The organism is Clostridium sp. DL1XJH146 (assembly GCF_054819755.1).
Genome location: NZ_JBTVVN010000004.1, coordinates 94,469 through 108,553 on the forward strand (window position 1 = coordinate 94,469; position 14,085 = coordinate 108,553).

12 protein-coding genes are annotated in these 14,085 nt (G+C 29.5%); 3 read left to right on the forward strand and 9 right to left on the reverse strand.

The features are described 5' to 3' along the window. Positions 1–80: 80 nt before the first annotated feature. From ACVHXK_RS03590 to kduI, 6 genes are all read right to left on the reverse strand, one after another. A complete protein-coding gene (locus tag ACVHXK_RS03590) occupies positions 81–1,358 on the reverse strand; it encodes a TRAP transporter large permease (protein WP_461204991.1) in 1,278 nt (425 codons plus the stop codon). Continuing rightward, positions 1,355–1,834: a TRAP transporter small permease gene (locus tag ACVHXK_RS03595; RefSeq protein WP_461204992.1), complete on the reverse strand. Its 480-nt coding sequence runs from the start codon at positions 1,832–1,834 to the stop codon at positions 1,355–1,357. Before ACVHXK_RS03595 ends, ACVHXK_RS03590 begins: the two co-directional genes overlap by 4 nt. A gap of 67 nt (positions 1,835–1,901) precedes the next feature. Beyond that, positions 1,902–2,960 carry a TRAP transporter substrate-binding protein gene (locus tag ACVHXK_RS03600; RefSeq protein WP_461204993.1) on the reverse strand — a complete coding sequence of 353 codons (1,059 nt, stop codon included), beginning with the start codon at positions 2,958–2,960 and terminating at the stop codon, positions 1,902–1,904. 305 nt (positions 2,961–3,265) lie between these two features. Beyond that, positions 3,266–4,252, reverse strand: a complete 987-nt coding sequence (locus ACVHXK_RS03605) for a LacI family DNA-binding transcriptional regulator (RefSeq protein ID WP_461204994.1) — start codon at positions 4,250–4,252, stop codon at positions 3,266–3,268. Positions 4,253–4,387: 135 nt separating this feature from the next. Then, complete coding sequence (gene kduD / locus ACVHXK_RS03610) at positions 4,388–5,170, reverse strand: 2-dehydro-3-deoxy-D-gluconate 5-dehydrogenase KduD (protein ID WP_461204995.1); 783 nt, start codon at positions 5,168–5,170, stop codon at positions 4,388–4,390. A gap of 27 nt (positions 5,171–5,197) precedes the next feature. Next, a complete protein-coding gene (kduI, locus tag ACVHXK_RS03615; RefSeq protein ID WP_461204996.1) occupies positions 5,198–6,028 on the reverse strand; it encodes a 5-dehydro-4-deoxy-D-glucuronate isomerase in 831 nt (276 codons plus the stop codon). Between the two features lie 620 nt (positions 6,029–6,648). On the opposite strand from kduI, the gene ACVHXK_RS03620 reads away from it, so the two are divergent. Continuing rightward, entirely contained in the window at positions 6,649–7,539 is an 891-nt protein-coding gene (locus ACVHXK_RS03620; RefSeq protein ID WP_461204997.1) for a hypothetical protein, read from the forward strand. Between the two features lie 118 nt (positions 7,540–7,657). On the opposite strand, the gene ACVHXK_RS03625 is transcribed toward ACVHXK_RS03620, so the two are convergent. Continuing rightward, complete coding sequence (locus ACVHXK_RS03625) at positions 7,658–8,677, reverse strand: tripartite tricarboxylate transporter substrate binding protein (RefSeq protein ID WP_461204998.1); 1,020 nt, start codon at positions 8,675–8,677, stop codon at positions 7,658–7,660. A 205-nt stretch (positions 8,678–8,882) separates the two neighbouring features. Between ACVHXK_RS03625 and ACVHXK_RS03630 the strand changes: the two genes are divergently transcribed. Together ACVHXK_RS03630 and ACVHXK_RS03635 are read left to right on the forward strand one after the other, a co-directional pair. Beyond that, the gene (locus tag ACVHXK_RS03630) at positions 8,883–10,715 is read left to right on the forward strand and encodes a sensor histidine kinase (protein ID WP_461204999.1); all 1,833 of its coding nucleotides are present in this window, start codon (positions 8,883–8,885) and stop codon (positions 10,713–10,715) included. Next, positions 10,715–12,316, forward strand: a complete 1,602-nt coding sequence (locus tag ACVHXK_RS03635; RefSeq protein ID WP_461205000.1) for a response regulator transcription factor — start codon at positions 10,715–10,717, stop codon at positions 12,314–12,316. The genes ACVHXK_RS03630 and ACVHXK_RS03635 overlap by 1 nt, the downstream gene beginning before the upstream one ends. 6 nt (positions 12,317–12,322) lie before the next feature. Here ACVHXK_RS03635 and ACVHXK_RS03640 read toward each other — a convergent pair whose 3' ends face one another. Continuing rightward, entirely contained in the window at positions 12,323–13,582 is a 1,260-nt protein-coding gene (locus ACVHXK_RS03640; RefSeq protein ID WP_461205001.1) for a TRAP transporter large permease, read from the reverse strand. Then, a complete protein-coding gene (locus ACVHXK_RS03645; protein ID WP_461205002.1) occupies positions 13,582–14,058 on the reverse strand; it encodes a TRAP transporter small permease in 477 nt (158 codons plus the stop codon). The genes ACVHXK_RS03640 and ACVHXK_RS03645 overlap by 1 nt, the downstream gene beginning before the upstream one ends. Positions 14,059–14,085 lie beyond the last annotated feature (27 nt).

A 14,085-nucleotide genomic window follows, 5' to 3' on the forward strand; every position in this document is an offset into this window, starting at 1 on the left:
TACAAAGTATAATTTAATTTTATAATTAAATTTACAAATAGTTTTACGAAATCTTGCCCAATTATGGATTATACATTACTTTAAAACACACTAGGTAGCCATATAGATACTTCTGGTATAAATGTTGCTAAAAGTAAAATAACCACATTACATATAACAAAAGGCAGTGCACTTTTAAATATTTTACTAATAGACATCCCTGAAATTTTATTAGCAGCATTCAAACACATTCCTAGTGGTGGTGTAACAAGTCCAATAGCAAGTCCAGTAATCATAATAGCTCCAAATTGTAATTCGTCTATTCCAAAAGCTCTCATTACAGGTAATAATATTGGTGTTAATAGAGTTAAAGCTGGTGTTACATCCATAAATGTTCCAATAAATAAGATAATTGCATCTAATATTAGTAGTATAAATATACGATTGATTTCTAAACTCATAAAGAAATTAGCTACAAAAGTTGGGATTTGCTCAATTGCCATAATCCAACCAAAAATCATAGAAAATCCTATTATTATCATAACCGAACTAGATGCAACAAAAGTATTCTTCAAAACCTTAGGAATACTTTTTAAATCCAATTCCTTATATACAAAGAAACCAATCACTAAAGAATATAATACCGCAATACCTGCTGATTCAGAGGCAGTTGCAATACCAAAAGAAACTGTGATAATAATAACTAAAGGCATAAGAATTGCTAGCATACCATCTTTAGTTTTACGTTTAAAATCTTTTCTGTCAAATTTCCCAAACTCAGGGTGGTATTTTTTCTTTTTAGAAATCATATAAACAACAGTCATCTGTGATAATCCAATTAAAACACCTGGTATTAAACCCGCTAAGAATAAATCACCTACAGAAGCACCCGATACCATTGCATATGTTAGCATAGGCACACTTGGTGGAATAATCATCCCCATAGTAGATGAAGCAACTGTAACTCCTGTTGCAAATCCTTTTGGATAACCCTTCTTTTCCATTTGAGGTATTAATATAGAACCAATAGCTGATGTATCTGCAACTGAAGAACCAGAAATACCTCCAAATATCATGCTTGCAACAACATTAACTTCTCCTAGTCCCCCCCTAAATGGTCGAACTAAATAAAGAGAAAAATTAATAATTCTATCTGTAATTCCACCTCTATTCATGAGCTCACCTGCAAGAATAAAAAGTGGCAAAGCTACCATAACATAAGAATTAGTTCCTGCCCAAACTCTTTGAGGTACCATGGCTAAAAAATCCGGATTAACGAATATCAAATAGCTAATAGCAGAAGCACCAAGTGCATAACAAAGAGGAACCCCTATTAATGCAAATATAATTAATAATACCAATAATATTATTCCACTCATGCTTTCACCTCCTGTTTATTCATTAGTTCATTTATTAATTTTACGACTTCAAAAAGGGCAACAAACCCACAACTAATTGGCATCATTATATAAAAAAACTTATAGGGTATTTGCATACCTGGCGTCTTTTGATACCCTACCTGATTAATCCACATTACACTATATTTTATAATCAAAACTTGAATAGATACAACAATGACTGATGATAATGTATATAATATCTTTTTTACCACGGTGGGTGCAATTTCATGTATAAAATCAATTTTAATATGCTGATCTTCAATAGTTCCAATAATAATTCCATAATAAGTTGTTGCAATAAATAACATTGTAATAAATTCTTCTGCCCAAATAAATGAAATATTAAATACATATCTTAAAATAACTGATAGAATAATAAGAATAGCTAACGATCCCATCATAAAAATACATAATTTTTCAATTATAAACTTTAATATATTCAATACTTTTTTCATGTTTACCCTCCTTTTTGAGTTTTAAAAAAAGATGTTGCAAAGCAACATCTTTTTTTCTAGATGAATACTATTTTGTAGCTTCTCTTATTTCATCAATATCGTCCATTGTGAACAAGCCTTCGCCAATATAATAATCATATACTGGTTGTACTTTATCAATAAATACTTGTCTTTCATCTGCAGTAAGTTCTGTTATTTCCATAGTATTTTTTATTTTTTCATAAGCTTCTGTATTACCCTCTGTCATTAATTGATCACTATATCTCATAGATTCTTCAGCACACTCTGCTATTATAGTTTGTATTTCTGGATCTAAACTTTCAAACCACTCTAAATTTACATCAAATGGATCTGGATGAACTTGATAATTGATAACTGTTAAATATTTTTGTACTTCATTAAATTTCATAGATTCAATATTGACAAAAGGATTTTCTTGTCCATCTGCAACGCCTGTTTTAAGTCCCATATATGTTTCTACATAAGGAATAGATACTGGGTTCGCTCCAAGTGCTTCCATAGTTTTTGTTATTGAATCTATTGGAGGAGTACGCATCTTTAATCCTTTCATATCTTCTGGTGAAGTAATAGGATGTTCATTATTTGAAATCTGTCTAAATCCACCTGCATCACCAGTTGCTAAAACTTTGATATTATTTACTTCAGCATATTTTGCTATTTTTTCACCTATTGAACCAGATGCTACCTTTTGGAACCCATCTATATCTTCAAATAAGAATGGCATTGTATAAATTAACATTTCAGGAGCAATTGCATCGATTACACCTGCACGAACACCTTGTATAGTTCCTAATTTCATTTGCTCAATCATTTCTGCCTCTGTACCAAGTTGAGCTGATGGATATATTTCTACTTTAACTACATTGTTTGATTTTTCTTCTACAAGTTCTTTGAATTTCAATAATGATTTATGTCTTGGTGTAGTAGTTGGTTGAGCATGTCCTATTTTCATAATAATTTCTTCTTGTGGTGCTGGATCTGCAGTTGCCTCTTCTGCATTCGCCTCTGCTTCATTTGCATTATTATTAACCGCTTTGTTTCCACATCCTGCTAAACAACCTAGCCCTAAAAGACAAATCAAAATAATACTAGTAATCCTTTTCATTTAAAATCCCCCTCTGTTCATTTGATAAGTTAATTTTACCTTTTTTAAGTGTAGAATACACTACACAAAATTGTTAACGACTTCACTTTTTAGCTTACTTTTACTCTTTTGTACTACCCTTTTTTGTGAAATAGCATTTTATTATTTTATATAGCATAATTTCATCTATAAAGGCATAAATTCCAGTGGGTTTATCGTTTACATATCTTTTGAATTCATTGCTTTCTAAAACTAAAATATGTAATAAAAAAATTCAGAGCACTAGTTTGTGTACTCTGAATTTTTATCATTTAATTTAAAACAATTTATTTTATTTTCCTACAAGAATCTCTTTCAATAATTTTATGTCCAGTAATCATTTTTATAGAAGTTATATTTTCACTAATCAGCTTCATCAGCTGCTCCATTGCCAATATACCCATGTTTTTAAAAGGAATATCTATTGTTGTTAATGAGGGGTTAATGTAAGTTGCCATATTAATATTATCCATCCCAACAATTGATATATCTTTTGGGATTTTGTATCCATAACTTGTAGCAACGTTCATGAATTTTATAGCATCATTATCACATATTCCAAAGAAAGCTGTTGGTATCTTTTCCTTCTCAAATACTTTTCTCAGGTCATCTTCTAAGTTATTTTTATTTGTTTTCATATATAACTCTCTTTTGAATTCTATCCCATTATCCTCTAATGCTTTTTTATAACCATTCATTTTTTGCTCGTCTATTAAAAGTTCATCTGGATTACCGGAAACCAGAATATCCTTATGTCCAAGTCCAATAAGGTAATTAATAATTTCATAAGCTCCCATCTCCACATCTGCAGCAACATAGCTTATATTATCCTCATCTATTTTTCTATTTACAAAAATATGAGGAATATTTCTTTCACTCAAAAGTTTCGATTCTTTTATTTCATCAATTTTATTTTTACCTACTATTAAAACTCCATCAACCTTGGTGCCATCATTTATATTTGCATAATATTTATCTATTTGTTCCCCTGATCTTCTAGTTAAATACACTCTTATTCCTGTTTCTTCAGCATATTCAGTTATTCCATTTACAATTTCTGCAAACCCCTGAAAATCATAGTAATCTTGGTAAAGGCTTATTTCTATATGCAAATTATCATATTTTCTAAGTTCATCCGTCTTATAATTAAGCTTTTTCATAGCTTCAATTATTTTATTTTTACTATCTTCTCTTACATTCTGTCCATTTAAGAATCTAAAAACTGTACTTCTTGATATCCCAGATTCTTTAACTACCTCTTCAATAGTCGCCATATTTATACCCCCTAGTGCCAATAAAAAAACAATGAGAACAAAGTATCAATTTAATGAAACTTTGTTCTCATTATAATATATCATAATTCTATATTCTAATCAATGATAAACCCTAGCGATCAAGCCTCTTAGCAATTATCTTACTAACCAACCACCGTCAATTGCAAGAATATGTCCATTCATATAATCTGAACCTTTAGAAGCTAAGAAAACAACTATTCCCATTAAATCTGCTGGGTACCCCCATCTATTTGCAGGAATTCTTCCTAAAATTTCAGCATTTCTCTTTTCATCTGCCCTTATAGGAGCAGTATTTGCAGTTGCAATATATCCTGGTGCAATTGCATTTATTTGAATATTTTCACAAGCTAATTCATTAGCAAATGCTTTAGTAATACCAGCAACTCCGTGTTTACTTGCTGTATATGCTGGTACAAATTTACCACCTTGGAAAGATAACATAGATGCTATATTAACTATCTTACCATTACCTTGTTTCACCATAACTTTTGCAACATCTTGAGACAAGAAATATACAGCATTTAAATTAATATCCATTACAGCTTTCCAGTCTTCATCTTTATATTCTAAAAGTGGCGCTCTTCTAATTGTTCCTGCATTATTAACTAATATATCAATTTTTCCGTAAACTTCCATACATTTTTCAACTACAGCTGTTACATCTTCTCTTTTACTCAAATCCACTTGAATAAACTCGATTTTTCTACCTTCTTTTTCTACTAATTCTCTTGTTTCATCCCAATTAGTATCATAAGTAGGTACAAATAAATCTGCGCCAGCCTTAGCTAAAGCAACTACATATCCTTGACCTAGTCCAGTATTTCCACCTGTAACTACAGCAACCTTGCCTTTTAGTGAAAAATAATCCATTGAAAAACTATTTAATGAATGATCCATATTATATCTCCTTTTTTAATAAATTTTTTAAAATAAATCTTTCATCTCAACTTGGTCCATATCCTTGAACACTTGATTTTCTCCAACCATTCCCCAAATAAATGTATAATTCTTAGTTCCTACTCCTGAGTGGATTGACCAGCTTGGTGAAATTACTGCTTGTTCGTTTCTCATTACAATATGTCTTGTTTCTTTTGGTTCACCCATCATGTGGAATACTGTAGCTTCTTCATCCATATCAAAGTATAAATAAACTTCCATTCTTCTATCATGAGTATGACAAGGCATTGTATTCCAAACATTATTAGGTTCAAGCATAGTCATTCCCATTAATAATTGGCAACTTTCACAAACAGCTGGATGAACATATTGATAAATAGTTCTTTTATTTGATTGTTCTAAAGATCCTAAACTAACTGGGTTAGCTTTGCTAAATTCTATTTTCACAGTTGGATATTTAGTATGTGCTGGTGCACTATTTATATAAAACTTAGCAGGATTTAAAGGATCTTTACTTTCAAATTTAACTTCTTTAATTCCCATACCTACATATAATCCATCTCTAGCTTCCATTTCAAACTTTTCTCCATCTAAATATACAGCTCCAGCGGCACCTATATTGATAACTCCAAGCTCTCTTCTTTCCAAGAAATAATCGGCACCAATCTCTTTGTTAGCTTCTATAGTAAGTGCTTCTTCTGTAGGACAAACACTACCAGCTATAATTCTATCAATATGACTGTATACCATTTTAATTTCACCTTTTACAAAAAGACCCTCAATTAAATACTTTTCTCTTAACTCCGTAGTATCATATTTTTTTGAATCCTCTGGATGTGATGCATATCTTATTTCCATAATATAAAACCTCCTATTTTTTTATTTTTCCGATCAATCATAAAGTATCATTTATTTGATACTTTATGTGTCAAATAAATGATACCATAGGTTCAAATATTATTCAATTACTGACACCCTGGTTTTGTCTTGAAAACGAAACCATTAGTATATTTTTCTATGATTTACTCAATAATGCTAACTTTTTCTATGTATTTATCATTTTTTACTCATAATACACAACTTATAAAATTATATCATTTATTATAGACAATTATAATCGATATTTTCCAACTTAAAATCTCATTTAATTGAACATTCAATTTCAATTGTAATAGAGTTTTACTTGGAAACCACGATTACAACTGACCGATTTCAAAACTTTTTATGTTATTTAATTGTCTGTTTTAGCATATTCTAAGATATAATGCTCATTATAAAATTCCAAAATATTGATACTATATCAGAACCAGCCTCCAACAGGATTTAAAGCATTTTTTTATTATACTAAAGTATAGGATTTTACTTTTTTAAATTATATTTTTAATAAATAGAGAGTTTATCCTCAGAATTTTATGAATCATTTGCTTTTTTTGACTATAATAAGGTAAAATAGAGAAAATACAGGGGGGGGTTTTTTGATGAAAAATAATAAATCTATCAAAAAAATTATACTTATAGTAGTTGTAGTAATTTTTCTAATACCTATTTCTACCATATTACTTGCAAGACCTACAGAAAAACTAGACCTTGACTACACTTCAATCAATTTAGAACAAAAAATGAGTGACGAAGTCTTAGAATTCAACGGAAATATTTCTTTAGGAGAAGATGACCTTACTAATATTTTAAAAGAAAATGTAGTACAAGAGGCAGGTGAAGCTTTAGATTATATTACTGGTATAGATTTAAATATTGAAAACGATAAAATAGAATTTTATGCAAATATCCAATATAGTATTTTCAAAGTAGGTTTTAAAGGTGTGGCTTCAATAGAAGTTGTAGAAGATAATTTAATAATAACTCCTTCAAAATTCTATTTAGGAAGGCTCTCTATATCTCCTGATAAAGTATATGGTATTTTAGATAATTTTAATATTGACACTTCACAAATGATTAATGAAGATGGGAAGTTCATAATGCATTTATCAGAATTAGCTAATGCAGAAACTTCTTCTTTAATTGATATTACCAATATTTCTCTAGAAGATGATTCTTTGAATATTTTCTTTGATATACCTAACGAAGTAGTTACGGAAGCAGTATCCACTAGTTTAGATATAGCTACACAAGATGATAGAATAGAGGATACAACAAGGATTGAAATTGCTAATTCAATTAATAAGCACTGTAATAATACTATAAGCAATAAAACTATTGAGGATTTATCAAAAGGCGAAATAACAGAGCAATCAAAAAATGAAATATTAGATTCTATAGATACTATGACAGCTAAAGAACAAACGGCATTATTAAAAGAAGTTTCTGCTCTTGTGGATCCCGAAGTATTGAACGATTATCTTGGAAATTAGAACAATAAAAACTGCCCACAGGCAGTTTTTTTTAATATACATATTTTCAATTCTACTAATTCTCTGATAGTTGCATCGGTACTTATAATATTTCACTCTAAGGCAGCAATATTACTATCTATTGATTAATTTTTTTCACTAACTCTTTAATAAATTCATCATATTCTTTTATTGTTTCTCGAAAATCATTGGAATTAGATACTTTATATCCTAAGTTCAACTTTTCCAAAATTTCTTTAAATTCAGGGTCTTCTGCTGCTTTAGTGAATCCATCTTCTAAAATTTTCACCACCTCATCCGGTGTTCCTTTAGGCACAGCAAGTCCTCTCCAAGTCCCTATAGATAAATCAACACCTTCCTCTTTAAATGTTGGTACATCTGGCAAACTATCTAATCTTTCATCCGCCATAACTCCTAATATCTTCAATTTATCATTGTTAACATGATAAATTACTTCAGCAGGACTTATAGTAACTACATCAATATCTCCTCCTAGTAAAGCTATAGCAGCTGGGGCTCCTCCATCAAAAGGAACATGAGTAAGTTGCACTTGCGTTTCATTTTCAATGTTTTTTGCAGCCAAATTCCATATAGCTCCCATACCAGAATTTCCTGTTTTCACTTCATTCGGATGAGATTTTGCATATTGCAAAAACTCTTCTATAGTTTGCCAAGGCGAATCTGCTCTCACCGTTAAAGCTGCTGGGTCTGCATTTAGCTGAAGGATTGGTATAAAATCTTCATAACTAAAATTAGCAAGTCCTAAGTTTGGTAACGTAATCAATTCCGACGTAATCATAGTTACTGTATACCCATCCGGCTCTGATTTAATACCTTCGGATATTCCCTCTTCACCGCTCTCCCCAATTGTATTAACAATAGCTATAGACTTACAAAATTTTTTTTCTGCAGAATCAGCAATTGCTCTAGCAACAGCATCCGTTCCACCCCCTGCTGCATACGGAACTACTATTTGAATAGGTTTACAAGGAAATTCTGCCTTCTCCTCCTGCTGCTGAGGTTGTATGATCTCAATATCATTTTCTGAAGAATTATAATTAACCTGTATTCCATTGCAACCAACAAGAGAAAACAACAAAATTACACTTAATATCCAGATTATTTTTTTACTGAACATATATACTCCCCCATTATAGAAATCTTCACTATAAAATCATTATAAACCCTAAACAGCTAATCTCTATAATATATTTTACTTTTCTATAAATTTCTTTACCATTTTATATAAATTTATTATACAATAAACTTTACCTAAAAATAATAGTATAATTATAATAACGAATTAATTAAAATTTTAAACTTATGAGAAATGAGGTTATATCATGTTCAAAAAAAGCATTATTCCCAATATTTTAATAAACATGAAATCTTTTTTTACCATTATTCATATGCGGATAAAAAATTCTTTTAGGTATAAAATCATTCTCTTAGTCACCTTAACTATTATGCTCCCATTAATGCTTTTTGGTGGTTACCTTTATTACTTTGTTTATAACAATTTATTACCACAGAACTTAAGTAAAGAAATTGAGGCACCACTTCATCAAATTACAGATAGTATAGTTTCAAAATATAGAATAATAGATAATTCATTTAATCTTTTTTTATCTAATCAAAAAATACGCTCAAACCTCTTAACCCTCAGCAAAGAAGAACAAACTTACTATTTAAAATCACTTACAAAATTAAACATAGAATCTGAATTAAAATACAGTGTTCTTCATGACTATGGTTGGAATAGTGGATTAATGAAATCAGTCTTCATATTTGAAAAAGAAGATAACTTTTTTTATCTTCTTCATGACTATGAACTTGATGAAGAATTTATAAATGCTCAAATTAATTTCTATAAAAATTTAAAAGATGAGGAAAACAAAGAAACAATAATACTCCCTTCACAAAAATATAATACCCTTTATTTTGTAAAAGACATTAAAACACTCATCTCAAAAGAAACGGTAGGTAAACTTATTCTTAGTATAAATGAAGATGAATTAAATAATAACTTTACATCTTCTCTTAAAGAAAAAAAATATATAGCTTTAATCGTAGATGAAAATAAAAATATAATTTATCACACAGATAGGTCAAAAATAGGTTCACAATTCGAAATGGAAAAGTCATTTTATAAAGCAGTTAATTCCACTAAAGACTTTAAATATAATAACGAATTGTACTTTGTAGGCTCCGAGGAGATTGATGACCTTGGTCTGACTTCATTTATAATGGTACCTAAAAACGAAATAACTTCTATAGGCATTATAACTAAATATACATTTATAATACTTGCAACAATACTATTAGCTTTAATTATAAGTTTTTATGCATCATCTACCATAACCAAACCTTTCAATGATTTAATAGAACACTTAAAAAAAGTTAAAAATGAAAACTTCAAATCAAAAATGCCTCATTATAAATATAAGGAATTAGACCAAGTAAGTATAACCTACAACAATATGCTTGACGAAATTCAAAATTTAATTGATGAAGTGTATAAAAAACAGCTCCTTCTAAAGGAATCAGAATTAAAAGCGCTACAAGCTCAAATTAATCCACATTTTATTTTTAATGTACTAGAAACTATAAGTTGGGAAGCCAAAATGTCTGGAAACGAAAATATCACTATAATGGTACACTCTCTAGGAGAGCTACTAAGATCAAATTTCACCTTTAGCAATCATGAGAAAATCAAAATAGCAGAGGAATTAAAGTACGTAAATTTTTATCTGGATTTACAAAACATTCGCTTTGGGGATAAAATACATATTCATATAAATATTGCAAATAATGATTTGCTCCATTTATTTATACCAAAACTTTCTCTCCAAACTATAGTGGAAAATGCAGTAGTTCATGGTCTAGAAAACAAATTAGGTAATGGTGATTTAGATATTCAAATTTATTCGGAAGAAAAATTTATATACTTAGTAGTTACTGATAATGGTATAGGTTTTGATACGAGAGATTTGTCTATTCATTTATCAAATTGCTCTGATAATAATGAAAACGGTCGCAAACATATAGGCCTTAGAAATATAAATCAACGGATTAAATTACTTTATGGAGATACTTACGGTCTAACCATAAAAAGCAAAATAGATAAAGGTACAACAGCAACTATAAAGATTCCAATAGATAAGGGGGATTATTAATGTATTCTATTATGATAGTCGATGATGAACCTATAATTAGAAAAGGGATTACAAATTTTATACAATGGGATTCAATAAATTGCAAAGTAACCTCTGAAGCAACCAATGGTCTAGAAGCTAAGGAACTAATACAAAGTAATAAGCCCGATATTATTATTTCAGATATTAAGATGCCAGGAATGGATGGTATAAAATTATCAAAGTATATACACGAAAACTTCCCTGAAATTAAAGTTATACTCCTAACAGGTTACTCAGATTTTGAATACGCACAATCAGCTATAAGATACAATGTTGTAGACTTTGTTTTAAAACCATCCTCAAATAATAAAATTACAGAAGCTATCGAATCGGCTATAAAAATTATCTCTAAAGAACGATTGAAATCACAAAAATTAGAATTGATGAAAGATAAAATTAATAATAATTTAAGCCTTTTACAAGAAAAATTTTTATATGATTATATACATGAAATTATTCAAAATCAAACTACTATTCAAAATACGATGAAAGAATTAAATATCAACTTAACTACTTATTATATTTTATACTTCAAATTCTCATCCAATACATATAATGAATTAATTGTCCTTAAAGAAAACAAAAAAAATATTCTCCACGAAATCAAGAAATTGGTCTTCATGACATTCAAAGACCTTACTCATTACAATATTACTATGGATTGCAGCTCCATTTGTACAATAATTAATGTAAAACAAAATACTTTTGAATCTTCTACAGAATTTATTTTAAGTAAAAGTCAGGAATTACTAGATTTTTTCAGTAATTTTATGAACCTGTCAATTTATTTAGGTATAAGTAGTAAACATCAAAATTTAGATCAAATTCACATAGCATACAAAGAGGCAACAGAATCTTCATCCCTAAGATTCTATGAAGATGATAATATTTTTACCTATCCCGAATGTACTGCAACTACTTCTGCTTTAAATAAAACTATAGAACATAACTATGTAGATAAAATTATCGATTCAATAAAATCTGGTGACTCAGATATTGCCATTGCTACTATGAACACTCTTATTTTAAAATTAAAATCATCTAGACAACCTATAAAACACATCAAAAATGTAGGCATTTTAATTTCTTCACTTTCCTTTAAACTTTTAATTAATCACTATATCAATCTATCAGGCATAGTAGAGAATTCTAGTAGAACCTATACTGATATACTAGACTGTGATTCAATTAGTGATTTAATTGATATTTTAAAAAAAGTAATCTTATCCACTGTAGACAGGTTGTATTATTTAAATTCACAAGATAATTACATAATAAAAAAGGTAACGCAATATATTGAATTGAACTATCAAAACCAAATAAAATTAACCGACCTCGCAGAATTAGCTCACGTAAATAGCAGCTATCTTAGTCGTTTAATAAAAAAAGAAACTGGCTCTACTTTAACTGAAATAATTGCAAAAATACGAATAGAAAAAGCAAAAGATTTACTATCTTTTAGTAGTATGAAAACCTATGAAATCGCTATCAAAGTAGGCATTGAAGACCCAGCATATTTTTCACTAGTGTTCAAAAAATATACGGGCCTTAGTCCTTCAGAATTCAGAAAACATAATTAACGAACTTTAAACAAATACTAATTGTGGAAATATAACAATAAGCACTAATACCACTAAAATAACACTTATATATGGCAGAACTGCTTTAAAAGATCTTTCCACTCCCAGTTTTCCGATTGAAGCTGCAATAAGTAAACATAAACCATATGGAGGTGTTACTAATCCAATAGATAAAGTGATTACTATAATAATTCCTAAGTGAACATTGGAAATCCCAAGTAGAACTGCTGCTGGTAAAATTATTGGTACAAATAATATCATTGCAGGTATTGCATCCATGAATGTTCCTACAAACAAGAAGAATACTATAACTATTGCCAAAAAGCTTATAGGTGATGAAACAGTATTCATAAAGAACCCTTGCACATAAGAACCAACTTTGTAATACCCTAATAACTCTCCAAGAGCGCTAGCTGTAGCTAATGCAAATAATGATAGAGAACTTAATTTAAGTGTTTCTTCTAAAATCTTAGGAATATTTTTTATCTTTATAGTTTTATAATAAAAAGTACCTACTAAAAACGCATATACTGATGAAAATGCTGCAGCTTCTGTAGCTGTATACCACCCTGTTACTACCCCACCTATTATTATTATTGGCGTTAGCAAAGCTGGGATTGATTCTCTAATCAATTTTATTTTAGTTTTCCTGTCTGTCTTATCATATCTAGGGAAATCTTTCTTTTTAGCCATTATACCTACTACAACCATCATTCCAAGTCCGATTAAAATTCCTGGAATCATTCCACCTAAAAACAATTTACCTATTGATGCATTTGTAAGTCCCCCATAAATAACCATAACAATACTCGGAGGAATTATTCCACCAATAGTTGATGAAGCAGCTGTTACTCCAACGGCAGTTTCCTCATCATATCCACTTTCAATCATACTCGGTATCAAAATCTTACCTACTCCCGCTGTATCAGCAGTAGATGATCCTGAAACCCCAGCAAATATCATCGATACCAAAATATTAGAATGAGCGAGTCCACCTTTAACATGACCTACTAAAGCATTAGATAAGTCAATTAATTTCTTTGTTATATTTCCGGCATTCATTAGATTTGCAGTTAAAATAAACAATGGTACGGCTAGTAATACAAATGAATTCAGTCCATAAAACATCTTCAATGGTACAATAAGATTTGGAATATTTTCGATGTTCGCAATACCAATCAATGAAACAATCCCTATAGAAAAAGCTATAGGTGTTCCGATTATAATAAGTCCTATAAATAATATTACCAATAATACTGCAAACATTATTTTTCACCTCTCATTTCAATAATATTGCTCACTAAATGTTCAATTATATAAATGCTCATAAGAAATCCAGTAAGTGGAATTACGAGCCAAACGTATCCCATTTTTAAATCGGGTAATGAATACCAATTATAATTCCAGAATGTAACCATAATCACTTTTCCGTACACTAACATATATAATGAAAACCCAAGCATAAGTATATTAATAATAATATCTAGAATATGTTTTTTTACTCCAGTTAATTTCGTCTTTAAAAAATCAAAACTAAAATGTTCTTCTTTTCTTACCATAATTGCTGCTCCCATAAATACAGCCCATATAAATGAAAATACCGCTATTTCTTCTGTCCACAAAACAGATACTCCTATATATCTTGCTATAATTTGAATTATTACAACTACAATAAATATTGATAAAAAAGCCATGCCCACATACTTCTGAATTATCTCTAATAAATCAATTATTTTTTTCATATTATCACCTCAAATTTTTAAAGGGGA

Coding starts and splice junctions, on each gene's coding strand:
- ACVHXK_RS03645 (WP_461205002.1), bottom strand. CDS start 14,058: ATGAAAAAAATAATTGATTTATTAGAGATAATTCAGAAGTATGTGGGC.
- ACVHXK_RS03630 (WP_461204999.1), top strand. CDS start 8,883: ATGTTCAAAAAAAGCATTATTCCCAATATTTTAATAAACATGAAATCT.
- ACVHXK_RS03625 (WP_461204998.1), bottom strand. CDS start 8,677: ATGTTCAGTAAAAAAATAATCTGGATATTAAGTGTAATTTTGTTGTTT.
- ACVHXK_RS03620 (WP_461204997.1), top strand. CDS start 6,649: ATGAAAAATAATAAATCTATCAAAAAAATTATACTTATAGTAGTTGTA.
- ACVHXK_RS03640 (WP_461205001.1), bottom strand. CDS start 13,582: ATGTTTGCAGTATTATTGGTAATATTATTTATAGGACTTATTATAATC.
- ACVHXK_RS03590 (WP_461204991.1), bottom strand. CDS start 1,358: ATGAGTGGAATAATATTATTGGTATTATTAATTATATTTGCATTAATA.
- kduI (WP_461204996.1), bottom strand. CDS start 6,028: ATGGAAATAAGATATGCATCACATCCAGAGGATTCAAAAAAATATGAT.
- ACVHXK_RS03600 (WP_461204993.1), bottom strand. CDS start 2,960: ATGAAAAGGATTACTAGTATTATTTTGATTTGTCTTTTAGGGCTAGGT.
- ACVHXK_RS03605 (WP_461204994.1), bottom strand. CDS start 4,252: ATGGCGACTATTGAAGAGGTAGTTAAAGAATCTGGGATATCAAGAAGT.
- ACVHXK_RS03595 (WP_461204992.1), bottom strand. CDS start 1,834: ATGAAAAAAGTATTGAATATATTAAAGTTTATAATTGAAAAATTATGT.
- ACVHXK_RS03635 (WP_461205000.1), top strand. CDS start 10,715: ATGTATTCTATTATGATAGTCGATGATGAACCTATAATTAGAAAAGGG.
- kduD (WP_461204995.1), bottom strand. CDS start 5,170: ATGGATCATTCATTAAATAGTTTTTCAATGGATTATTTTTCACTAAAA.